Source organism: Limosilactobacillus sp. DJ3M12, from assembly GCF_947381695.1.
Classification (GTDB): Bacteria; Bacillota; Bacilli; order Lactobacillales; family Lactobacillaceae; genus Limosilactobacillus; species Limosilactobacillus kinnaridis.
On the sequence record NZ_CANCWY010000025.1, the window covers coordinates 1 to 22,101 of the forward strand.

At 38.7% G+C, this 22,101-nt stretch carries 21 protein-coding genes, 4 pseudogenes and 2 other annotated features; of the genes and pseudogenes, 13 read left to right on the forward strand and 12 right to left on the reverse strand.

Going from position 1 to position 22,101, the window contains the following annotated elements; genetic code table 11:
* Nucleotides 1-172 precede the first annotated feature (172 nt).
* Both QOS06_RS09500 and QOS06_RS09505 read right to left on the reverse strand, forming a co-directional pair.
* Nucleotides 173-310: a hypothetical protein gene (locus QOS06_RS09500; protein WP_019251408.1), complete on the reverse strand. Its 138-nt coding sequence runs from the start codon at nt 308-310 to the stop codon at nt 173-175.
* Nucleotides 311-575: 265 nt separating this feature from the next.
* On the reverse strand, nt 576-896 hold the full coding sequence (locus QOS06_RS09505) for a carboxymuconolactone decarboxylase family protein (RefSeq protein WP_283595916.1): 321 nt from the start codon (nt 894-896) through the stop codon (nt 576-578).
* A 192-nt stretch (nt 897-1,088) separates the two neighbouring features.
* Between QOS06_RS09505 and QOS06_RS09510 the strand changes: the two are divergent.
* A pseudogene (locus QOS06_RS09510) lies at nt 1,089-1,286 on the forward strand (aldo/keto reductase); the annotation flags it as partial.
* Between the two features lie 102 nt (nt 1,287-1,388).
* Nucleotides 1,389-1,867 (forward strand): annotated as a pseudogene (locus QOS06_RS09515) (flavodoxin).
* A gap of 61 nt (nt 1,868-1,928) precedes the next feature.
* On the opposite strand, the gene QOS06_RS09520 reads toward QOS06_RS09515, so the two are convergent.
* Nucleotides 1,929-2,798 carry a LysR family transcriptional regulator gene (locus QOS06_RS09520; RefSeq protein WP_139561475.1) on the reverse strand — a complete coding sequence of 290 codons (870 nt, stop codon included), beginning with the start codon at nt 2,796-2,798 and terminating at the stop codon, nt 1,929-1,931.
* A 117-nt stretch (nt 2,799-2,915) separates the two neighbouring features.
* Between QOS06_RS09520 and QOS06_RS09525 the strand changes: the two are divergent.
* The 6 genes and pseudogenes from QOS06_RS09525 to QOS06_RS09555 all read left to right on the forward strand — a co-directional run bounded on the left by QOS06_RS09525 (nt 2,916) and on the right by QOS06_RS09555 (nt 9,218).
* Nucleotides 2,916-3,523: pseudogene (locus QOS06_RS09525) on the forward strand (DapH/DapD/GlmU-related protein).
* 91 nt (nt 3,524-3,614) lie between these two features.
* Nucleotides 3,615-4,468, forward strand: a pseudogene (locus tag QOS06_RS09535) (alpha/beta hydrolase).
* A gap of 123 nt (nt 4,469-4,591) precedes the next feature.
* Nucleotides 4,592-4,824, forward strand: a binding site (T-box leader).
* A gap of 179 nt (nt 4,825-5,003) precedes the next feature.
* Nucleotides 5,004-5,816, forward strand: a complete 813-nt coding sequence (locus tag QOS06_RS09540) for a 2-keto-4-pentenoate hydratase (protein ID WP_139561474.1) — start codon at nt 5,004-5,006, stop codon at nt 5,814-5,816.
* A 50-nt stretch (nt 5,817-5,866) separates the two neighbouring features.
* Nucleotides 5,867-6,817, forward strand: a complete 951-nt coding sequence (locus tag QOS06_RS09545; RefSeq protein ID WP_078009935.1) for an L-lactate dehydrogenase — start codon at nt 5,867-5,869, stop codon at nt 6,815-6,817.
* A gap of 48 nt (nt 6,818-6,865) precedes the next feature.
* The gene (locus QOS06_RS09550; RefSeq protein ID WP_003669419.1) at nt 6,866-8,059 is read left to right on the forward strand and encodes an aminotransferase-like domain-containing protein; all 1,194 of its coding nucleotides are present in this window, start codon (nt 6,866-6,868) and stop codon (nt 8,057-8,059) included.
* A gap of 157 nt (nt 8,060-8,216) precedes the next feature.
* Nucleotides 8,217-9,218: a DUF1002 domain-containing protein gene (locus QOS06_RS09555; protein WP_003670156.1), complete on the forward strand. Its 1,002-nt coding sequence runs from the start codon at nt 8,217-8,219 to the stop codon at nt 9,216-9,218.
* A gap of 54 nt (nt 9,219-9,272) precedes the next feature.
* Here the strand turns inward: QOS06_RS09555 and QOS06_RS09560 are convergent, their stop codons facing one another.
* Both QOS06_RS09560 and QOS06_RS09565 read right to left on the reverse strand, forming a co-directional pair.
* A complete protein-coding gene (locus QOS06_RS09560; protein ID WP_035159681.1) occupies nt 9,273-10,262 on the reverse strand; it encodes an asparaginase in 990 nt (329 codons plus the stop codon).
* 75 nt (nt 10,263-10,337) lie between these two features.
* On the reverse strand, nt 10,338-11,210 hold the full coding sequence (locus tag QOS06_RS09565) for a LysR family transcriptional regulator (RefSeq protein ID WP_152743122.1): 873 nt from the start codon (nt 11,208-11,210) through the stop codon (nt 10,338-10,340).
* A gap of 122 nt (nt 11,211-11,332) precedes the next feature.
* On the opposite strand from QOS06_RS09565, the gene QOS06_RS09570 reads away from it, so the two are divergent.
* Nucleotides 11,333-12,208, forward strand: a complete 876-nt coding sequence (locus QOS06_RS09570) for an aldo/keto reductase (RefSeq protein ID WP_191335066.1) — start codon at nt 11,333-11,335, stop codon at nt 12,206-12,208.
* 72 nt (nt 12,209-12,280) lie between these two features.
* Here QOS06_RS09570 and QOS06_RS09575 read toward each other — a convergent pair whose 3' ends face one another.
* A complete protein-coding gene (locus QOS06_RS09575; protein ID WP_152743120.1) occupies nt 12,281-13,132 on the reverse strand; it encodes an NAD(P)H-binding protein in 852 nt (283 codons plus the stop codon).
* Nucleotides 13,133-13,383: 251 nt separating this feature from the next.
* Here QOS06_RS09575 and QOS06_RS09580 point away from each other — a divergent pair, with 251 nt between their 5' ends.
* Together QOS06_RS09580 and QOS06_RS09585 are read left to right on the forward strand one after the other, a co-directional pair.
* Nucleotides 13,384-13,755 carry a HesB/YadR/YfhF family protein gene (locus QOS06_RS09580; RefSeq protein WP_191335068.1) on the forward strand — a complete coding sequence of 124 codons (372 nt, stop codon included), beginning with the start codon at nt 13,384-13,386 and terminating at the stop codon, nt 13,753-13,755.
* A 101-nt stretch (nt 13,756-13,856) separates the two neighbouring features.
* Complete coding sequence (locus tag QOS06_RS09585; protein ID WP_078009942.1) at nt 13,857-14,528, forward strand: type 1 glutamine amidotransferase; 672 nt, start codon at nt 13,857-13,859, stop codon at nt 14,526-14,528.
* Between the two features lie 76 nt (nt 14,529-14,604).
* Here the strand turns inward: QOS06_RS09585 and QOS06_RS09590 are convergent, their stop codons facing one another.
* Genes QOS06_RS09590 through QOS06_RS09605 form a run of 4 tightly spaced genes read right to left on the reverse strand, consistent with a single transcriptional unit; the run spans nt 14,605 to nt 17,227 of the window.
* Nucleotides 14,605-14,832 (reverse strand): hypothetical protein, encoded by a 228-nt coding sequence (locus tag QOS06_RS09590; RefSeq protein ID WP_283595922.1) that lies wholly within the window; start codon nt 14,830-14,832, stop codon nt 14,605-14,607.
* Nucleotides 14,811-15,401 (reverse strand): EAL domain-containing protein, encoded by a 591-nt coding sequence (locus QOS06_RS09595; protein WP_283595923.1) that lies wholly within the window; start codon nt 15,399-15,401, stop codon nt 14,811-14,813. Before QOS06_RS09595 ends, QOS06_RS09590 begins: the two co-directional genes overlap by 22 nt.
* Complete coding sequence (locus QOS06_RS09600; RefSeq protein WP_181462242.1) at nt 15,388-16,719, reverse strand: glycosyltransferase family 2 protein; 1,332 nt, start codon at nt 16,717-16,719, stop codon at nt 15,388-15,390. The genes QOS06_RS09595 and QOS06_RS09600 overlap by 14 nt, the downstream gene beginning before the upstream one ends.
* Nucleotides 16,709-17,227, reverse strand: a complete 519-nt coding sequence (locus tag QOS06_RS09605; protein WP_229411693.1) for an ABC transporter permease — start codon at nt 17,225-17,227, stop codon at nt 16,709-16,711. Before QOS06_RS09605 ends, QOS06_RS09600 begins: the two co-directional genes overlap by 11 nt.
* A 166-nt stretch (nt 17,228-17,393) precedes the next feature.
* On the opposite strand from QOS06_RS09605, the gene QOS06_RS09610 reads away from it, so the two are divergent.
* On the forward strand, nt 17,394-18,557 hold the full coding sequence (locus QOS06_RS09610; protein WP_283595925.1) for a GGDEF domain-containing protein: 1,164 nt from the start codon (nt 17,394-17,396) through the stop codon (nt 18,555-18,557).
* A gap of 15 nt (nt 18,558-18,572) precedes the next feature.
* Nucleotides 18,573-19,265 (forward strand): EAL domain-containing protein, encoded by a 693-nt coding sequence (locus tag QOS06_RS09615; protein ID WP_085719487.1) that lies wholly within the window; start codon nt 18,573-18,575, stop codon nt 19,263-19,265.
* Between the two features lie 61 nt (nt 19,266-19,326).
* Here the strand turns inward: QOS06_RS09615 and asnS are convergent, their stop codons facing one another.
* Together asnS and asnA are read right to left on the reverse strand one after the other, a co-directional pair.
* Entirely contained in the window at nt 19,327-20,625 is a 1,299-nt protein-coding gene (asnS, locus tag QOS06_RS09620) for an asparagine--tRNA ligase (protein ID WP_085719486.1), read from the reverse strand.
* A gap of 19 nt (nt 20,626-20,644) precedes the next feature.
* Nucleotides 20,645-21,655, reverse strand: a complete 1,011-nt coding sequence (gene asnA, locus QOS06_RS09625; RefSeq protein ID WP_019251883.1) for an aspartate--ammonia ligase — start codon at nt 21,653-21,655, stop codon at nt 20,645-20,647.
* A 65-nt stretch (nt 21,656-21,720) separates the two neighbouring features.
* Nucleotides 21,721-21,973: a binding site (T-box leader), on the reverse strand.
* Between the last annotated feature and the right edge of the window lie 128 nt (nt 21,974-22,101).

The following is a 22,101-nucleotide window of genomic DNA, read 5'->3' on the forward strand; positions in this document are numbered from 1 at the left end:
CTCAGATCATAGCGACTAATGATTGGATGAATCACTATCCACGAGCTATGTTTAATGGACATTCGTCAATGGATATCCATATATTTCCATGTTCACCTAGAAGGGAGCATACCAGAATTGTGTAAAGTCCACGGCAATCGTCATTACTTTAATGTGGTATTTGTTAGTAATATCATACTCGAGCTGGGCAAGCTTTTTGCGGATTTCGTCCGACTAAAACCAGGTTACCGCCTTTTTGTGCATGGATCTTAACAAATTCCATTCCCAGACCACCAGTGGTACCAGTAATTAAAGCAGTTTCTTTTGACATAATAATTCCTCCTCAAAATCTTATCCTTCATTTGATGTTGATTACATTATTGGTTGAAGAAAATGAGAAGTAATATCATATGATGCCAGTGGCTAATTTGTATCAATAATTAGTACGTAATTTAACGGCGAGGGCCCCTACTTTATTGTTAGCGGTTGAACTGGGATCGTGCAGCCAATAAAAGGAAGGCTCTTTTTACAAGATCAAATCACAATAGGCCGAAAATAAAAAATGCACCATTAAAGATACGTTTTAAATTAATCTTTTAATCGTCCCATACTTTTTTAGCAACGTTGAATGCGGACCGGGCATTTGGCCAGCCGACGTAAAAGGCCAATTGCGTAATTATTTCTGCAATCTCCTCTTTGGTAATGCCGTTGTTCTTAGCGGCTTGCATGTGGTAAAGGGGTTGCTCAAAGGATCCCTTGGTAATTAAATCTGTAACTGTTAGCAGGTTCCGATCACGAAGGCTTAATTCCTTTTCCCGTGACCAAACCTGTCCGAATAATACATCATCATTTAATTCTGCAAATTTAGGGGCGAAATCACCAAGTTGGTCGCGATTAGCAGTTTGTTTCTTTGCCATGAAAATCTTCCTTTCTCAACTAGGATTTTTGATTACTCTTACTATAAGCCGAGATAGATAAAATGGAAAATACTTATATTAAGTAGGTAATAATGCGAAAGGTGAATAATTATAAATGGTTTGTCCTCATTAAATTGAAACTTAGTGTTAAATGTATAGTGTTAAAATTAAAACCAGTTATAAAGACGTTGAGAAGGAATTGTTGTCTTTCCTAAGTCTGTTCACGAAGCACGGATTAAGAGCAACCTTGATATTTTTGACTTTGAACTAATGGATGAAGAAATGGACCAGATCCGTGCGCTGGATAAGGGGAAGGGAATGCATATCCCAGATGCGCCAGGAGTTGGTGAGAGGTTATTAAATGTGTATGATCTTCATGCTAACGATTAATACTTTTAAAGCATAGATAACAATTAATTATAAGTATTTTTCATTGATGCCTTTTTACGTTAAGATTTATCTAACGTTTTAATATGAAGGAGGCCCTCAAGAATGGCAAAGACCCTTGTTTTATACTACTCTGCAACTAATACTACTAAGAATATCAAAAGATTGCTCAAAAATTAAATGCGGATATGGCAGAAATTCATCCGTCGCAACCATATACCGCTGCTGATCTTGATTGGCATGATGAGAAGAGCCGGATAACAGTTGAACAACACGAGCACAATCGCCGTGTTGATATTAAGAATGATTTACCAGATATTACTAACTACGATAATATCGTTATTGGTCATCCGATTTGGTTGGCAATTCCGTTACGGATGATTAGCACCGTGATTGATCATCTGGACTTGAATGGTAAGAATTTAGCCTTATTTGCTACTTCTGGTGGAACAAACTATGATCGCTCACAAAGTTATGTTGAACGTACTATCGATGAAAATGGTTACGATACCAAGGTCAACCAAGGGGCAATTTTAAATGACCCACGTCAAATTGATGGCTGGATTAATTCACTTAACTTTTAAATAAAGAGAAGCGCTGAAGCTGGGGAATCTAGTTATTCAGCGCTTTTTGTAATGGCAAGATTCATTGCACTTCCTTTAAGCGGTTCAAGAAAACCTGTGCAACGTTAGATAATTGACGATTTTTATTCCAAATCAGATTATTTTGGTCAGTAACAGTAGGAGTTAAGGGACGAAAGGCAAGGTCGGTCCCAGTAATATTGATCAAATTTTGGTAGGTCAGCGCAACGCACGCTCCCGTTTCCACTAATAAACGAGCATTAAAAATTAAATTATACTGGCCAATGAAATTAAACTGATCGATCAGTGAACCGGCCCAACTTCTAAAAACGTCTTGTTGTTTTGATTGCGCTGACGTTAGTATTGGCAGGCCAATTAGATCTTGCGGAGTGATCTTTTCCTTTTCTGCAATCGGCTGATCTTTTCGGACTAAGATTCCCCAGATATTATTTTGTGGCAAACTAACGGAATGATAATTTAGGAGTTTTTCTGGCCCTATTATGATTCCAAAATCCAAGGTACCGTTATTTAATCGCTGGTAGATCAGGTCACTATCACCACTTACTAAGTTAATCTTAACGTCTGGATACTTTTTGATAATATCACCAATTACGGTCATTACTGGTTGAATAGCGGTACTTTCTCCAGCACAGATATCTAATGTTCCGCTAATGACATTTTGAGATTGCAGGTCGGTTTCAGTTTTGTCAACGAGACCAGTAATCTCTTGTGCCCGTTCATATAAATAGTAGCCTTCTTGGGTAAGCTTAATTTGCCGGTGTCCTCGTTCGAATAAAGTAGCCCCCAGTTTTTCTTCAAGATCCATTAATTGTCGTGATAGTGTCGGCTGGGAGATGTGTAATCTTTTAGCTGCGTTTGAAATGTTTCTTTCTTGAACTACTTCGATAAAATACCTCAGTACACGGACTTCCATTTTGATCACTCCAATATGCTTTTTAACTATAGCATGTCATTAAATATAAGTATTTAACATCGTTATAAAAACTCGCTAAGATATAAACAATAATTTCAGGCAAAAAGAGGGATGAAAATGAAGGAGATTCAAAAAGAAGAACTGGCTGCAATCAGGGCCACGGCTAAAAAAATCAAGACTTGCTTCAACAATTGAATAGTCGACCAGTATCCCAAAAAGAGATTCGCCACGTCCTTAATGATGTAACTGGTCAAAAAATAGATGACTCTGTTGAAATTCGCTTGCCGATCCGTAGTGATTACGGAGCTAACCTAAAAATTGGGAAACAAGTATTTATCAACAGTGGTGCAATGTTTACTGATCTTAGCAGAATTGAATTAGAAGATAAAGTGTTAGTCGGACCCAGTGTCACAATTATTTCGGTAAATCATCCCCTGGATCCAGAAAAGCGCCATGGTATTGAATTGAAGGCAGTCCTTATTAAGGAAAATGCATGGCTTGGCGCAAACGCTACAATCTTACCAGGCGTTACGGTTGGAGAGAATGCTGTTGTTGCAGCGGGGGCAGTTGTTAGTAAAGATGTTCCTGCCAATACTGTTGTTGCAGGTGTTCCTGCTAAAGTAATTAAAAAATCGGAGGAGAATAATATGTCATTTGGATACATTACACCATTATCAGCAAACGTAGAACGGCAAAGGATTACTTTAAAAATCGTTAGGGCTTAAAATTAGCCGGTGACCTTGATGATCGGGATGTTAAAAATACCATTTAAGCATTAAGCAACTCGAACAATTCTTTGATGCAAAGGAAGATTAGATGAAAAAGTATTATCAGTTATTATTAGGACTTAGTGCCATTTTTGTTGGTTTATTAGGAATAAGTTCGCGCGTTCGTGCGGTGACCCACTATGTGCAATCCGCGACCCCGACGATTTTGTGCATGGCTGGGGGAGCAGTTCTCATGCCGAAGAAAAAATGGCTAATGCGGCCCGTGATGCCGGTGTAACCAAGACAATTGTGCGGGCGAATGTTGACAAAAAGGGAAACCGCCCAATTCCCGCAAATGCCGTTAATCCTATTGTGGAAGTCAACCTTGAAGATAATAAATTAAGTGCATATCGAGATAATTACACGCAGGGCTATCATCATGGTGGTGAATATGTAAAAAATGTGGTATTAGCTTTAGAAAAACAACACCATTATAAGCAAATTAACCTTGTGGGCCATTCAATGGGAAACTTGGAAATTATCAATTATATTAATAACAATGTAAATGATAAAAGCTTTCCGCAAGTAGCCCACTTAGTAGCGATTGCTGGACACTATAATGGACTGGTAGGGCAAAGTGAGACGCAAAATGCTAAGATAAATCCAAAGACCGGCGAACTAGAGAAAATGGACTCTGCCTACCGCGAATTACTTGGTTTACGGCAGACCTTTCCGAAAAATACAGCCGTGTTAAATATTTATGGGGATGTTGGGGATGGCAGTCACTCGGACGAAGATATACCGGTAAATTCTGCTAAATCATTAAAGTATTTAGTCAGTGATCGTGCAAAATCATACCGCGAAGTTGAAATTCATGGAAAGAATGCCCAACACAGTAAATTTCGCAATAACAGTCAAGTAAATCGTGAATTGATTAAATTTTTGTGGGAAGAGTCAAATTAGTTGATACTGTGCATATTTTGTGAATAATGATCCATGACAATGTTATTTTTAATGATTTTCTAATTTAGCTCTTGTTTTTCTCATTTTAACGTGATATTCTACTAATAATCAATTAAGAGAAATTAAAAAACGTTGACCGAGAATCGTCAATTCTGCTGAATTAAGAGAGCCGGTGGTTGGTGGAAACCGGTAGGAGGTAGTTGCGACAAATCCCTCGCGAGTTGTATGTCGAAATAATAGTAGAACATACTGGTAGCAACCATTATCTTGCCGATTAATTGCCATTGTGGGCAGTTGATTGAGGCAACCCTTGTGTTGTAAATAAAGGTGGTACCACGTTGATAGACGTCCTTTTAGTTCTTAATAGAGCTAGGAGGGCGTTTTTTATTAGACATACTTAAAGGTGGTGGTGGTCATGGCAGACAGTGATATTTCAGACATTATTAACATTGAAGAAAAATTAGAACATGACCTGACCGGCTTAGACCGATAATTAATTTGGTAACAGCGGTCAGGTCCTAAGGAGGATATTATTATGACTACAAATAAAAACGTTACCTTAAATGAAGAACAAGAAGCTTTTGCTCAAAAACTTTTCCAAGCTTATCAAAGCAAGAAACCACTGGTAATGGATGAATGGGCAGAGGTCGTTAGCGATGATAATACAGCTTATGCCCTTCAAGACCGTTTCGTTGAATTAAAGGGACTTCCAACTGGTGGGTATAAAGTTTCCTTAACTAGTAAGAAAACCCAGGACATGTTTGATTCTGATAGTCCGCTCTATGGACAACAAGTTGATGCCCACTTCTTACCATCACCTGCCGTTCTCTCTCTCAAAGAACAAACGATGGCTCCGTTAGTGGAAGTTGAACTCGGCTTCCGTGCTAAAACTGACTTGCACGCCAGTGATTCGATGGAAGATTTATTACATAAGACTACTGTCTGCGGCACGCTGGAAGTACCTGATAGTCGTTTTGCTGACTGGTTCCCAGATCTAAATAAATTCAGTGTCATGAGTGATTGTGCTGTTGGTGGGTATGTAGTATATGGTCAAGAACGACCAACCGATGAGGTGTTTAAGACCGTTGATGATGCAGCAAATGTAAATGTCACCCTTTACCACGATGGCAAAGAAGTGGATAGTGGGGCGTCAAGTGAAGTGCTTGGCAACCCATTAAAGTCATTGCAATGGCTAGTCAGAAAGCTTGAAGAACAAGGGAAGACATTCCGCGCAGGGCAGCTAGTATCATCAGGTACTTTCCTCTTACCACCACATTTAACTACCGGCAAGTGGGAAGCCAAATTTGATAATGGCTTCGGCACTGTGAGTGTGGACGTGACTGACTAGAATTAATTATTTTACATAGTTGTGCAATAAAAGAGAAAGGGAGTTTTATTATGACGAGAAAAGTAGCAGTAGTCGGAATGGGTCACGTTGGGGCAACGGTAGCGCACTATTTAGTTGCTGGTGGCTTTGTCGATGACCTCGCATTATTTGATACTAATGAAGCTAAGGTGCAAGCGGATGCTTTGGACTTACGAGATGCAATGGCCAATTTGCCTTACCATACTAACCTGACTGTTAATGATGAAAGCCAATTGCGTGATTGTGATGTGGTCGTGTCAGCCCTAGGGAAATCAAAGTTGGTTGATACGCCAGATCATGATCGCTTTGCTGAATTTAAGTTTACGCGGACCCAAGTGCCCTTGGTAGCAAAGATGTTAGTAGACAATGGATTTCACGGTAAGTTAGTTGATGTTACTAACCCTTGTGATGTGATTACCTCAATGTACCAAAAATTAACGGGATTACCAAAAGAACACGTGATGGGGACGGGAACCTTACTCGACTCTGCACGGATGCGGGCCCGGGTTGGTGAAGCTTTGAAAGTTGATTCACGCTCTGTTGTTGGTTTTAATCTTGGGGAACATGGCAATTCGCAATTTACGGCATGGTCGACAGTCCGCGTCCTGGGGAAACCGGTCACTGAACTAGCAAAAGAACGGGGATTAAAGCTTTCTGAGCTAGAAGAACGTGCTCGTCAAGGAGGCTACCTCGTATATCAAGGGAAGAAATACACTAATTATGGTGTTGCCACGGCAGCAGTCCGGTTAACCAACGCATTATTGAATGATGCGCGAACTGAAATGCCAGTTTCTAATTATCGTGAAGAATACGGCACGTACCTTTCATATCCAGCTGTCGTTGGCCGTGACGGGGTAGTGGAGCAGCTGCATCTGGACTTGACGCCGGAAGAAGAATCAAAACTAGCAACATCCGCAACATACATCAAAGAACGATTGAAAAAAGAAGAAGAGCGAGCAAACCAGCTAGCTCAGGCAGAATAGATTGATAACGTTAATGCCATGTGACATCTATTACGAGGAGTGACGACAATGACCAAGTTTAATTTTTCCAAACGCGTGCCAGCAGATGGAACAGATGCAGTCGGTGTAATCTTAAAAGCAGCGGCGGATCCAAAGATTATTTCTTTTGCTGGAGGATTGCCGGCGCCTGAGCTTTTCCCTGTCAAAGCGATGAAAGAAGCTGTTGACCAGGTGTTTGCTGAACGTGGTCAAGAAGTAATGCAGTATGGAGCCGCTAAAGGGGTGACAGCCCTCCGTGAATTGGTTCTCCAACGTGTCAAAGAAAAAGAAAACGTGACCGGACAGCTAGACAATGTGTTGATGACGACAGGTTCAGAACAAGCTCTTGACTTAGTCGGGAAGGCCTTTGTTAATCCTGGTGATACCGTACTGGTCGAACAGCCAACTTATCTTTGTGCTCTTGATGTCTTTAAATCATATGGTGCCAACTTTGTGGGGGTAGAAATGGATGAAGCGGGGATGAAGATGGATGCCCTAGAAGAAGCATTAAAGGCTCATCCGGAAGCTAAGTTGGTTTACACCGTGCCAAACTTTCAAAATCCAACTGGCCGAACCATGGCACTAAAGCGACGGGAAAAGCTGGCCGAACTAGCCGCTAAATATGATGTTTATGTGTTAGAGGATAATCCTTATGGTGAAATTCGTTTTAAGGGGCAGCATGTGCCAGCAGTTAAGTCGTTTGACAAAACCGGACACGTTTTCTATATGGGGACTTTCTCCAAGACGCTTGCTCCTGGTTTCCGTTTAGGATGGGTGGTAGCCGATGAAGCTGTTGTTAATAAGCTGACGGTACTAAAACAGTCTGCAGACTTGCATACAGATAACTTAGCCCAGTATGCCGTAGTAGAATTTCTGAAGCATAACGACCTTGATGCACATGTCAAGCAAATTAGTGACCTGTATGGGCAACGCAAAGCACTAATGACAGAGGGGCTAGAGAAATACTTCCCCCAAGGTGTTAAATATACTGATCCAGAAGGCGGAATGTTCCTATGGGTTGAAGTACCCGGAGTAGAAGATACTGTTGAGCTTTTTAAGCAATGTCTGGAACATAACGTGGCCTTTGTACCAGGTGACCCATTTTATGCAGGTGAACCACAGCCCGGTGCCTTCCGGTTGAACTACTCCAATGCTCAGGAAGACCAGATCAAGGCAGGAATGAAGCAACTCGGTGAAGCTCTGCAAGACGAGGGAGAGAATTAACGGCCAAGCCAAGTTATGACTGAGCGCCTTTCTGCTCCCGCCCAATCCACTGGCGTAATAATTAAACTGTGGTAAAGAAAATAAAATCCGCTAGTATTTTGGCGGATTTTTTCTTATCATTAACATAAATTTAATTTGCCTTAAAAGGAGTAAAAAAGTGCGCTCAAATAAGTTAACCAAAATCATTATTACTTCGACTCTTGCACTATCTTTATTAGCAGTGCCAGTTAGTCAGGCCACAGTTTTGGCGGCTGAAACAACTAGTGAAAGTACGAGTAGCAGTTCAACTACCCAGACTCATACGTTAAATAAATCATATGTTGTATATGGAGCAGGGGCTGCCGAGAAGAATGAATTAAATAATGTGCTAGCAGTCGATGATAATTTTACAACGTTAACCGCTACTGCCAGTGATTATCAGAAGTATATCAATCCGAATGGTTCGACAACTAACGCCGCCATGGTTAGTTCGGTAGCAATTGTCCCCACCGATCCAGGTTCGGGGATTAAAGTTAATGTAAAAAAGTTTAATGGTGAGGATAATATTACTAAAGTAACCGCTCAACAATACGCCATGGTTGCGCAAATGGCGGGGGTTACGGATGTTACTATCACCGTTAGCGCTAACCGGGCCGTTTCTGGGGAGTCAGCTCTAACCGGAGTCTATAAAGCAATTGCGGCAGATGGAGTTAGTTTAAATGAGCAAAATACTCAATCTGCTAACCAAATGTTGACCGCAACAAATGGGGCAATTGAAGCCAATAAGGATGATAGTAAATATCCTGGTAAGTTGATGGCTGCGGTTGGTGATACCACTAAGGAAATTAACCAACAAAAGAAACAAGGAACTACCCCAACGCAAAATCAAATTCAAGTAATCTTTAATCAGAAACTTGAAGAGCGAAACATTTACAATGAAACAAAGAATCATGAACAACCAATTATCAATGCGCTTGTTCAGTTTAATAATGCTCCAATTAGTTCAAGTAAAGACTATAGCTCGCACGTAACTGATACGATTAATAATGTAAAGAATTCATCAGGAGATATGATGAATAAGGCGAAAAAATTCTTGAATTCTCAAGACGGGCAGGCAGTTAAGCAACAAGCTCAGTCTTGGTGGACCCGGTTTGTTAACTGGATCCGTAGCTGGTTTTAAGTAAAAAATAAGAGGCAGGTGAAAAACAAAATTTTCATCCTGTCTCTTATTCGTTTAATCTAAAGTTACTTCACCAGCAACATCAGTATTGAAGAAGTCTGCAATTTCTTTAACATCCATCCCTTGACCAAGACCCCACATTAATTTAGTGATGGCACTTTCGGAAGTCATATCGCGGGCGCTGATTGCTCCTTCTAGTAGTGCAAGTCGTCCGACCTCGTATTTTGTCAAGTCGCTTCGTTCGTAAAGACACTGACTGGAAGTAATAATTGGAATGCCATTGCGGATTAATTCACCAACCGCAGCGACCATATTTCGCCGAATCGAGGTCATTCCTCCGAGACCATACGCTTCAATCACAATTCCGTGACAGCCATTTTTAGCCATTGCATGGAGCAAGGCAGGATCAAATCCTGGGAAGAGCTTTACCAGTGAAACATGAGTATCGATCTTAGTATTTAATTGACTTTTACCAGGTTGGGGATGCTGGTGATCCCTAATGGAAAAGCCGTCTGAAGTAACTTCTCCTACTGGTGGGACATTCACACTTTCGAAGGCATCGAAGGCGGTTGTCCGTACTTTAACACTCCGACAACCACGCATTACTTTACGATTAAAAGCAATATAGACTCCTGGCTCGCAGTTAGCAGCGGCTGCAAAGGCAAGTCGTAAGTTATCAGGGGCATCACTAAGAATCACATTCATAGGAACTTGGCTTCCAGTTAGCACAACCGGAATATTTATATGTTGAAGCATGAAAGTCAGCATTGAAGCAGTATAAGCCATCGTATCTGTCCCATGTGAAACGACTATCCCATCATATTCATTACGATGGTCATAGATCGTTTCGGCAATAATTTTCCATTCTTCTGGTTGAATATTGGATGAATCTAATTCGAGAATATCACGAACAGTAATGTCATATTCCAGCCGACCAAGCATTTTGATTAATTCTTCACCAGATTCGCCTGGAGCTAGTCCTTCATCAGAGACAACCGAGGCAATAGTTCCACCGGTTGAAAGGAGTAATAATTTTTTCGTCATTTTAGTCACCATGATTCATTTTTTATTAATATTTTAAATAGGGATTTTCAGCGAAACAAGTTAAACGCCTATAATTTAACTTAAATTAGGCCAGTTTTGGCTAATTTCATTAAGTAAGGGCATTAAGGATTTTCTTTGTTTCTTAAGGTAATTAGCATAAAACGTCATTGTCGCAACTTCATCGGTAATCGGGAGTCGGACTCGATCGTCGTTTGACGTACGTTGTTGTGGATTAACTGTTGTTATATTAGTACTAAAGTATGGAAAACTAGAATATTTTGTGATTTCAGTAAGCGCGGCCCATTCTTCTTGATATAAAAATTTAGCATTTGGAATATATTTTTTGATAATTTCTTTCCACGGTCCGATATCGTTCAAAACGACAAAACTTAATCCGGCTAAGTCCTTAAAAGAAACCTGTTGGGAATTAGCAAGGTACATAAATTTATCAAGATTAACATAGAGATTTTCGGTCCCTAAATAACACGATTCAATTTGATCAGTCTGAATCTCTTGGTCGCTGATAATTATTGAATTTTCATTATTTAAAAGTGAAGTGGTGATTTGGTCATGAGTAATAAACTGCTTGTCAATCGAAATTTGTGTAGAAAAAGATGCACTTTTTACGCGAAGCAGAATTAATGGACTCGGAGCAATTGATGCGATTTTAATTACTGATTGTCGAGCAGCATAATTTTGAAGTTGTTGAACAAAATTACGGTTGACGGCGAGAACTTCAGTAGCTTTTTCAGCAGCTAATTTTCCGGTATCAGTGAGGACGATCCGGTTGGGCTGGCGGTCAAATAATTGAATCCCAAGCTCGTCTTCTAATTTTTGCATCCCCCGGGTAACTGTCGGCTGGGTAACGCTAAGTTTTTCAGCGGTTTTAGCAAGTGTTTTTTCACTGGCGAAGGTCACTAATTCTTCAAGCAAGTAATTATCAATCATTAGACCACTCCTTAATAGTATGCGCTAATTGTATACTACCATGTAAAGGTAGTAATTTTCAATTTGTAAATTAGCAATTAATATATAGACAACGATTAATTACAGGAAGGAAGAATTATTTTATGACAAATGTACCAACAGTAAAATTAAATAACGGAGTAGAAATGCCAACTCTTGGATTTGGAGTATTCCAAGTTCCAGACTTAAGTCAAGCTGAACAAGCAGTTACCGATGCTCTTGAAGTCGGCTATCGTTTAATTGATACTGCTGCTTACCAAAATGAAGAAGCAGTTGGCAAGGCAATTAAGAATAGTAGTGTAAACCGTGAAGATGTCTTTGTAACTTCTAAGTTATGGGTGTCTGATTTTAACTATAAGCGGGCTAAATCAGGGATTGACGCTTCACTGCAAAAGCTTGGCCTTGATTACATGGATCTTTACCTTCTTCATCAACCATATGGCGATACAATGGGTGCTTGGCGAGCATTACAAGAAGCACAAAAGGAAGGTAAGATTCGTGCAATCGGTGTATCGAACTTCTACGCTGATCAACTAAAGGATCTTGAATTAACAATGCCTGTTAAGCCAGCGGTCAACCAAATTGAAGTTAACCCTTGGTACCAACAAGACCAAGAAGTTAAGTTTGCGCAAAGTGAAGATATTCGTGTTGAAGCATGGGCACCATTTGCGGAAGGTAGGCATGATATCTTTACTAACGAAGCAATTGCGGAGACTGCTGCTAAATATGGCAAGAGCAATGGTCAAGTAATTCTTCGCTGGCTTTTACAACGGGGCATTACTGTCATTCCAAAGTCAGTCCACAAGAACCGGATGGAAGAAAACATCGATGTCTTTGATTTTGAACTTTCCGATGATGATATGAAAAGAATGGCTAGTCTTAACAAGAACGAAAGTCAATTCTTTGACCACCGTGACCCGGTTACGATTGAACAGATCTTTGGCTCCAGCTTAAAGATGGTTCAAGATGATGAAAAATAATTAATAAGAAATCGAGGCTGAGAGAAAACAAAGTTTTCTCTCAGCCTCGATGGTTTTCACGAACAAATGATTTTACCGTGCAAGGACTTCTTTGATAGCATCAACAAGTGGAGTAACGGGGTGTCCAAGAACTTCTTCTAAATCGTTACTTTCTTTATTAAGATTTCCAGAGTTGATTGGGTCTTGGAATGATGCGAAAAGTTCAGCTGTTGGAGTATCTAAGCCAGCTTTTTCTAATGATTTTACATAATCATCATGGGAAATCTGCTTGATAGTAAAATCATTGCCAGTAGCTTCTTGGAGAGCTTTTCCTAATTCATCATAAGTACGGGTTTTACCAGCAAATTCGTAAACTTCACGAGGATCTTCACTGGTAATAACTTTTGCAGCCCCTTCTGCGTAATCACGTTCAAGTGCCCAACCAGCTTTGTTGTTAGCCCAGTACAATGCATCGCAACTAGCAGCTCCACTTTGAAGGAAACCAATTTCGTTTTCAAGATACCAGTTGTTACGAAGGAATGAGTGATCAATGCCTGCTTCTTTAATTGCATTTTCTGTAAGGCGGTGGTCAGTTGCAAGGGCAGCAGTAGAATTTTGTGCGTCGGGAAAACTAGTATAGGCAACAAATTTAATATTGTTTTCCTTTAATGCATCAACTACATTAGCATGAGCAGTAGCACGATTAACCTTACCACCTGGTTGAGATGAAATAAAGAGAACGCGATCAATTCCATTAAAAGTATTGATCATTGATGACTTATCTTCGTAATCTCCTTGACGAACTTCATTATTAGGAAAGATCTTAGCAGCCTTATCAGTGTTCCGGGCAATAACAATAACATTTTCTGCACCAGCTAACTTGTTTAATTCTTTAACAGCAGCTTGTCCTAAGTTACCAGTAGCGGCAGTTACAGCATATTTCATAATTAACAATCTCCTTTAATTTTAAACTCGTTAATTTTTAATTTACAGGTGCTATAATAACACGTGTTTTTATAAAGTCAACATGTATTTTAGTTTAAATAAATTCCTTTGAAACTATTTAATAAAGATGTTAATCTATACGTGTAAATAATAATACGACAAAGTTAGAGGGAGACTGCGAATAGCTTAATTTCAGAAATAGGTAAATATAGGTTCTTGGTTGTAAAATAAAAGAAATAGTAAACTAAGGAGTGATTGAAGTGCAATTAATTATTACTGATGCTGCTAGCAAGTGGTTCCAACAAAAATTTAACCTCGCTAGTGGAAATGGAGTAAAATTTTATGGTAAAACAATTCAACCACACAATGTTAAACATGGTCCTAAGCAAGGGTATAAACCAGAATCGACGCTCGATGAGGCAACAATCGTCATAAAAAAAGATGGTATTAATTACCATGTTAACTTTGCGGATGCTTGGTTCTTCTCAGGACTAGTTGTTACTGTTGATTATCAGCAAGAGGCAGAAGAGCCAGTTTTTATTTTTCGCCGTGAAGATAATGGTGGAACAGATGTTGATGCTGCAACCGGGGCATCACGAAAGTATGAAGAATATTGGGAATAAAAACTATTGTTAAGCTCATGATTTGATGTTATAACAATAATATCTTAGGTACTTGCAGGCGATACCTAGCACAACATTGCCGTCGACGGAAAGGATATTCGATGAGAATCAATGTTTTGCAACACACGCCAAATGAAGGACCAGGAACAATTCAAGAATGGTCACAGGATCGCGGACATGAGATGTACGTTTATCATCCCTATCAGTTTGGTAATTTGCCGACTGCTGATGAGACTGATATGTTGATTATTCTTGGCGGTCCCATGAGCCCTAATGACGACTTAACGTGGATCAAGCAAGAGCGAGTTTTAATTCAGCGACTATTGGATGCTCATAAGCCAATTTTTGGCGCGTGTTATGGGGCTCAACAGATCGCTAAGACACTCGGTTATGCCGTAAAGAAGGCACCACATAAAGAAGTTGGTTGGGCGCCGGTGTATCTAAAAAGCGATCTTATTTCCGATATTCCCCAAAAATTAACTGCTCTGCATTGGCATGAAGAGATGTTTGAAGTTCCAGCTCAAGCAGACTTATTATTTAGTAGTGACTTAGTTAAAAATCAAGGCTTTGTTATGAACGGTAATGTTATTGGACTTCAGTTCCACTTTGAGCCGACAGCAGATAATGTTCGCGAGATTGCTGTAAATGATGATCAGTATCCATTAGACCATAATGATCTTCACCAAAATGGAAAAGAAATTATTCAGCATGGCGTTCCGGCTGAAAATAAGCGAGTTATGTATCGGTTATTGGATTTTATCGCAAATAGCTAAAGCGCAAAATTATTGTTAATATGAATATATTTCTAAAATAAATAAGCGAGGCTGGTTAAAAACCAACTTCGCTTATTTATTTTTTTAAATTTTCTGGATGACCGTAAGCATAACCTTGACGGAAAGGGATATTTAGTTGATTTACTAATGCAATATGGTTAGCATCTTCAATTTTACCGACAATCATTTCAATGTTAAAAATGGCGCTTCTTCGTTGCCACTGTGCGAGTGTAACATCTATCCAGTGATTTGCTGACTTATTAAAAGAATGAATATTAAATTTTAAATAGTCAATATCTGGCAAATACTGCTGTAACAAATTGTATGTTTTTTAGAAGAATCAACATTTTCAATAGTAACTTTAATTTGAAGTCGTTTGATTTTTCTTAGTATATATAATATTTCTTTACGTTTAAAAATATTGGCACGTCTAATATCATTAGCATCTAATTCAATGACTAGTTGCTTAATATTTGTCGTTCCTAAGACCCAAGTAAAGAAATACTCAGCGCGAAAATCGGTAATTTGGCTGACGGTCATATTTAACGATAAGTTTGCGATATCTTTTAACTGTGGATTGATTTCTTGGATTGTAGAAACAATTTTACTGAGGGGGAAGTCCACAACGTTTCGTGGTAATTGCCATTTATTAGTATGATGATTGTATTCCCGTAATAAAAGTTCATAACCATGAATTTTATTTTGTTTGTCATAAACAGGTTGGCCAAAATACTTATATTTATTTGAAAATTTGTGCTCATTATCAATCCCGTCTTTATTTTTATATCGATAGTGAGCCTCAATACAAAAGCCGCCACAAGTTAGGGTAAAGATAATGAATATCCACCAAAGAAAATTTTCAAAATTTGCCATCATTATCAACTACCTTTCTTTCAGGACTAACCCATTTACCACTTCCATGGCCGGTAACAGTTTTTATCGCTTTATGAAATGTAGTAACGATTGTTAAAGGATTAACGATCCAGGTAAATAAGAGATAAAGTGGCGAAAACATTAAATAGCGTAACTTAGATCCATTAAAATCAAGAATCAATGCCGCCAGTACTTGAAAAAGACCGGCTATTAATTGAAAGTTGACAAAGATCATACTCATAACAATGCCGTGCCAAATCCGTTCGTAGTTACCAATTATTGCAAAATACAACATTGTAATAATGAAAATGATACTTGTTATCCAAAAAAAGAAAGACCAAATAATCGATAAGGTTGTGTCTGTTAGCATGGGGATGACAAACCGATATTGCCACGGATGGCGAAAAACCTTCAGAAAATTAGAAAGCCAAACTTCTGTCCCACCTTGGGCCCATCGCTTACGTTGCCGATATAAATCGTGAAACGTTTCAGGAACATTCATATGGAAAACGATATCTGGAGCAAACTTCGGAGTAGCATTAATAAAGGTATGGTCCCAGGCAATGCTAATATCCTCAGTCGCCCGATCTTGGCGGAAACCACCAACGTTAATAAGAAAATCGCGTCGATACATGGTATTTGCACCGCTGTATGCATACATCGTGTTATTAATGGCAGTTTGACTTCGTTTGATTATGCCAACAATACTGGAAAATTCAACCGTTTGAGATTTACCCCATAATGAGGAACGATTATAAACGTCCATATTAGCAGTAATAGCAGCATAGTTAATCCCGTTAGTACTTGTAAAATATTGCATATACTTTATCAGTGCATCAGTTTCAGGGATAGTATCAGCATCATTGCTCAAAATATATTCACCCTTAGCAAAGAAAAGCCCAATATTAAATGCATGGGCCTTTCCTTGATTTTGTTCGATTCTAATAACTCTGAGACGAGAATGTTTTGCTTGCATTGAGCGAAGAATCTCAGGGGTGCGATCATCGCTTCCGTCATCCATTACCAGCACTTCATAATTATGGTAATTCAATTGGGTTAATAAATACTCTAAAGTGCTTTTTATTACTATTTCTTCGTTATGAGCTGGAATCATAATCGTGACAAAAGGTTCGGTGGTAATTTCAGCTTTTGGTGGTAATTCTTCTTTTTGGCGAAATAGAACATATGATATTGCACCAAAGAACCAGAACATCGCTCCTAAAATAGGATATATACATAAAATTAAATTGATTATTATAAGAGAGATCATCCATGGGGAGTTAGTTTGAAATGCTTCATAGAAAATGTTAGAAACCATCTTTATCATCTCCTATGGGCTTGTTAATAATATCGCGCAGTTTATTCTTGGCTAGATTTTGTTCAGGCTTAACAGCAAAATTGCGCGTATTTATTCGCATCTCAAAATCACCAAACTGCTTAGTCATGAATGATTCAGCTCGTTGGCGTTGTAAATGACTTTTGTTAATGTCGAACATGGGCCATTTTGTAGTTAGTCCACGAGTCCTTTGAGCTTGGATATATCCCATTGTAATGCAGAATACCCCAATCATTCCTAAAGCAAATAGCAAAATGATTACTAAAAAATTAAGTTCACGAAATCCTTGAGCATAATCCCAGAAAAAATGCCCGCGATGACCATTTGTCCGGTAAGCCACATAGGTTGAAGTAGTGATAATAATGGGGATAAGTAAAATGCACCAGCTAAGGAACATAATTAGTGTTTGTCGAATTTTTAAGAGCCAGTGGTGGTGCTCAAAATACATATCATGGTAATTATTTTTCATTATAAAGATAAGATCTGTCATCCTTTCTTAATATTTTTAACGCGTTAGCAGAAATAATTATATCATACGGTTCTTTCAGGAAACGTTTATTAAATGAAGATTGGAAGCGCTACTAGATTAATTCGACTATAAGAAGTATAATTTTAAAGCTATTAATAAAAATAAAATTTGAAAAGGTGAAAATAAGTTGGAGCTTAAACTTTTTTACGCGATACTCTATTTACCAATCATCGTTATTTGTATGATTATCAGTCAAATTTGTTTTGAACGGTATTGGGTTTCGTATAAGAATTCACGGTTAACTAGTTGGGGGCTAGGAGCCGTTATTATAATTACCTACTTTATTCAGGAATTTTGTTTGTTTCAGTTGTCCTTATTTAATATCGGGCAAGTTGTTTTCATGCAAGTTGTTTCTGTCACAATGCTTTTTCGCGATAAAGTATATAAAATATGGTGGGTATTATTAGCTCTAACCCCGTTATTTGTGAATGTCGTGGAATACTTAATGGGGATTTTACCGCTAAAGGACTGGTGGTATTGGATCATTGAATCGATTGTTTTTACGACAATTTGTTTGGTTTTAACGCGGTGGCGCAGCATTTCTAAAAGAATTAGTTATTTTTATGCCATTGCATCGCTAGGAATAGTTGAGTTAGTATCGCTGGGGATTAACCATAGCTTTTCACCTGTAAGTGTTGCCGCAGCCACGTTAGGATTATTCGTTATTGCGATGTTTGAAGAGCAACGTTTTTATAGTGAGAAGAAAAATGAGCAAAAAATAAAACTTCTTGAAAAAGAAAGTGAACGTGACTATTTGACAGGGTTACTTAACTACCGAGCGCTTAGTCAAGAAATTAATCGATTAGCTGATAATAGTGAAATCCATAATATCGTAATCGGGGCATTAGATATTGATCACTTTAAGAAGGTAAATGATACATACGGTCACTTTGCTGGTAATGAAGTGTTAAATTATTTCTCAACAGTTTTTCGCGAACAAATTCATTCCGCATTTCCCAAGCATGGTTATGTATATCGCTTCGGGGGTGAAGAATTCACTATTGTAGTTTCTAACCATTCACTAGAAGAGGTTTATCAATTACTACAGTCAATTGAAAAATTCTTTAATAATAATTCGATTGTTACCAAGGAGGGAATGAAATTAACAATTAGCTTTTCATGCAGTTTAACTGATCATTTGAATGATGAATTACTTGACACGACCCTGAAGCGAGCTGATAAAATGTTATATGGTGTAAAGAACAATGGCCGGGGATGGATTGTTACTGATCAGCATCACCAACGTCCTCGAAAGACTAGTTCAGAACGTAAAATAAATAGCAATTATTAAAAGTTAGGGATAAAAATGTACAATATATTTCAGCCAATCCTTAGTGTTGATCAAGCGATGAATGCTGAAATTGACACTTATGAAATGCTTATTCGAAATAATAATGGCGAATTTCCAGGAATTAATTTCTTGCACAGTCTCACAACACAAGAGGGTAACGATGCATGGATTAAGGCAAGCCGTAAATCATTAAAAAATGCTTTAAACGAGCAACAAAATCGCAAAATATATATTAATTTAGAACCATGTCAAATGAAATTTGAAAGTATTTGGCAATTTTTAGCAGAGATTCGCAAAGCATATCACGATCACGTGGCTATTGAGATTACGGAACGCCGCGAAACGATTCATAGTCTTGATTATTTAGATAGAGAAATCCAACGTCTCAAGGAAATGGGCTTTGAATTGGCGATTGATGATGTGTGTGCGGGTAGTAATAGCTATGCATTCATTAAAAGACAGCTAAAGGTTGTTAGTCGAATCAAATTATCGCTATTACTTTTTAAGGATGAAGATTATGAACTGATGATAAGCTTTGTTAATGCGTGGTTAGCTTTTGCAAAAAAACATCATCTTACCTTTGTTATTGAAGGAATTTCAAATCGGCAATTAGCTAAAAAATTTGCTGGGAATCCAGTTATTTTACAACAAGGATTTTACTGGGGAAAAGGAACAGCTCATTTTAATAGTAAAGAAAAAGTAAATTGAGTTCTAAAAAAAGCATATAAAAAAAGATGAGGCTAAAAATCTAGTCTCATCTTTTTCGTTATTAAGGGTTCAAACGGTTAAGCATCCGTGGGAATGGAATGTTTTCACGAATGTGGTCTTGGAGAGTAATCCAGGCAAGGAATCGTTCAAGTCCCATTCCAAATCCAGAGTGTGGAATTGAACCGTACTTCCGTAAATCGTCGTACCAACCGTAATCTTCTTTACTTAAGCCGTTTTCTTCAAGCTTATTTGTGATGTATTCGTAGTCGTAGGAACGTTCAGAACCACCAATGATTTCACCGTAGCCTTCTGGAGCAAGCAAGTCCGCACAGATAACTTGGCGAGAATCTTCAGGATCTTCAGGCATGTAGAAAGCCTTGATTTCTTTAGGGTAGTTCAAGATAAAGACTGGCTTTTGGAATTGGTCGGCTAAGTAGGTTTCTTCTGGTGAACCAAAGTCCGCACCGTATTCTACATCAAAGCCACTCTTTTGAAGCATTTCAATGGCTTCCTTATAAGTGATCCGTGGATATGGTAATTCAGTGAACGGCTTCAAACTTTCTACACTACGCCCTACCATTTCAAGTTCGCGTGCACAGTGGTCAATTAAGTCTTGAACCAAATAAGCAATGTATTGTTCTTGAATCTTAAGACTTTCATCTTGGTGCATCCAAGCCATTTCTGGTTCGATCATCCAGAATTCCATTAAGTGACGACGAGTCTTTGACTTTTCAGCACGGAAAGTAGGACCCATCGTGTAGACGCGGCCTAATGCCATGGCGCCAGCTTCTGCATATAATTGACCAGATTGTGAAAGGAAAGCAGAACGATCAAAGTAGTCAGTTTCAAATAATTCTGTTGTCCCTTCAGGAGCACTTCCAGTTAGTTCTGGAGCATCAAATTGAGTAAATCCATGCTTTTCGAAGAATTCCATTGTCGCAAGCTTAACACGACTTCGAATCCGCATTAATGCCCACGGCTTACGAGAACGTAACCATAAATGACGGTTATCAAGCAAGAAATCAATTCCGTGTTCCTTGTTACCGATCGGGTAATCTTCACTTTCGCCAACAATGTCAAAGTCTTTGATGTGAATTTCATAACCAAACTTTGAACGCTTGTCTTCAGCGATTTCACCGGTTACCCAAAAACTGGTTTCTTGGTGTAAATCATGCTTAGCAGAATCAAATTTTTCTTCAGAAACATCATTTTTACGGATGATTCCTTGGAAAAATCCAGTTCCGTCACGGAGTTGCAAGAATGCAATCTTACCGCTTGAACGCTTATCAGTTAACCAAACACCAATTTTAACTGTTTCCCCAACATGCTTTGGTGCTTCACTAATTGTAATAGTTTCCACTTTTATACTCTCCCTTAAATTATAGAATTTGAATGTGGTTCTCTTCACACTTCTTAATCATATCTTCTGGCCAAATACTTGCCTGTACTTCTCCAATATGAGCTTTGCCAAGAAGGAGCATACAAAGGCGAGATTGACCAATTCCTCCACCAATTGTATATGGTAATTCGCCATTGAGCAACATTTTATGGAATGGTAATTTTTCACGATCAGTTGCATCGGCTTGTTCAAGTTGGTATTTCATTGATTCTGGACTAACCCGAATTCCCATACTTGAAATTTCGATCCGGCGTTGAAGAGGTTCATACCAGAAAATAATATCACCGTTTAAGCTCCAGTCATCGTAGTCAGGTGCTCGACCATCGTGAGGCTTACCACTGCGTTGCAACTTGTCACCGATCTTCATTACAAAAACAGCACCAAGTTCTTTAGCAATTTTGTCTTCCCGTTCAAGTGGGGTGAGGTCTGGCCACCGATCTTCAAGCTCTTGCGTTGTAACAAAGTGAATCTCATCTGGTAAATGGTAAACAGCTTGAGGGAACTTGTACCAAACTTCGTGTTCCATATGCTTAATCACTTTGAAAATATCACGAACTGTATCCTTTAAGGTTTCTTCTGTTCGTTCATCCTTGCTAATAATCTTTTCCCAGTCCCACTGGTCAACATAAATTGAGTGGAAGTTATCGAGGTCTTCTTCCTTACGAATGGCGTTCATGTTGGTGTAGAGACCTTCATGCATACCAAAACCGTACCGCTTAAGAGCAAGACGTTTCCACTTAGCGAGAGAATGGACAACTTCAACAGTTTCGCTTGGCATATCCTTCATTTCAAACGATACTGGTTGTTCAACACCGTTTAAGTTATCGTTTAATCCAGTACTCTTTTCAACAAACATTGGTGCAGACATCCGTTGAAGGTTTAACTCTTTACCAAATTCGTCTTGGAAAGTTTCACGAATATAACGAATAGCAGCTTCAGTTTCTCTAATTGAAAGACGTGGATCGTAATCCTTTGGAATAGTTAAGTCCATAATAGACACTCCTTAAAATAATAGATTTAGGAATGAATTAAAAAAGCCCTTCGTTCCCCTTATAATCAAGGGACGAAAGGCTTTTTTCCGCGGTGCCACCCAAATTGTCTAGTATAAAACTAGGCCTCCTCAAGAGCACATCATGCTCTGCCGGTGAGGTAACGGTCCGGATCCGGCCAAGCCTACTTTAAGTAAACTTATTTGGGTTGGCAGCACTCGCGAAAGTGTTATTCACTAGTGTAGGGTCGACTGGTTTCTCACTACTACCAATTCACTGAACGAATACAACTAGTTACTCTTCTTTCTCATCGCTTTTTTATTTTATTAATTGTATTTTAACCTAATTCATTTAAAATGCAATACTTTTTTACGTCAATTGCTAGTTTGTAACATTCCAAATTTTGCTAGATTATTCGTCATGACAAGTGCCTCGATCTGTGCTTGCA

What these genes read in the sequence shown, in the direction of transcription:
- QOS06_RS09500 (WP_019251408.1), bottom strand. Translation starts at nt 310, where the DNA reads ATGTCAAAAGAAACTGCTTTAATTACTGGTACCACTGGTGGTCTGGGA.
- QOS06_RS09505 (WP_283595916.1), bottom strand. Translation starts at nt 896, where the DNA reads ATGGCAAAGAAACAAACTGCTAATCGCGACCAACTTGGTGATTTCGCC.
- QOS06_RS09520 (WP_139561475.1), bottom strand. Translation starts at nt 2,798, where the DNA reads ATGGAAGTCCGTGTACTGAGGTATTTTATCGAAGTAGTTCAAGAAAGA.
- QOS06_RS09540 (WP_139561474.1), top strand. Translation starts at nt 5,004, where the DNA reads ATGACTACAAATAAAAACGTTACCTTAAATGAAGAACAAGAAGCTTTT.
- QOS06_RS09545 (WP_078009935.1), top strand. Translation starts at nt 5,867, where the DNA reads ATGACGAGAAAAGTAGCAGTAGTCGGAATGGGTCACGTTGGGGCAACG.
- QOS06_RS09550 (WP_003669419.1), top strand. Translation starts at nt 6,866, where the DNA reads ATGACCAAGTTTAATTTTTCCAAACGCGTGCCAGCAGATGGAACAGAT.
- QOS06_RS09560 (WP_035159681.1), bottom strand. Translation starts at nt 10,262, where the DNA reads ATGACGAAAAAATTATTACTCCTTTCAACCGGTGGAACTATTGCCTCG.
- QOS06_RS09565 (WP_152743122.1), bottom strand. Translation starts at nt 11,210, where the DNA reads ATGATTGATAATTACTTGCTTGAAGAATTAGTGACCTTCGCCAGTGAA.
- QOS06_RS09570 (WP_191335066.1), top strand. Translation starts at nt 11,333, where the DNA reads ATGACAAATGTACCAACAGTAAAATTAAATAACGGAGTAGAAATGCCA.
- QOS06_RS09575 (WP_152743120.1), bottom strand. Translation starts at nt 13,132, where the DNA reads ATGAAATATGCTGTAACTGCCGCTACTGGTAACTTAGGACAAGCTGCT.
- QOS06_RS09585 (WP_078009942.1), top strand. Translation starts at nt 13,857, where the DNA reads ATGAGAATCAATGTTTTGCAACACACGCCAAATGAAGGACCAGGAACA.
- QOS06_RS09595 (WP_283595923.1), bottom strand. Translation starts at nt 15,401, where the DNA reads ATGGCAAATTTTGAAAATTTTCTTTGGTGGATATTCATTATCTTTACC.
- QOS06_RS09600 (WP_181462242.1), bottom strand. Translation starts at nt 16,719, where the DNA reads ATGGTTTCTAACATTTTCTATGAAGCATTTCAAACTAACTCCCCATGG.
- QOS06_RS09605 (WP_229411693.1), bottom strand. Translation starts at nt 17,227, where the DNA reads ATGACAGATCTTATCTTTATAATGAAAAATAATTACCATGATATGTAT.
- QOS06_RS09615 (WP_085719487.1), top strand. Translation starts at nt 18,573, where the DNA reads ATGTACAATATATTTCAGCCAATCCTTAGTGTTGATCAAGCGATGAAT.
- asnA (WP_019251883.1), bottom strand. Translation starts at nt 21,655, where the DNA reads ATGGACTTAACTATTCCAAAGGATTACGATCCACGTCTTTCAATTAGA.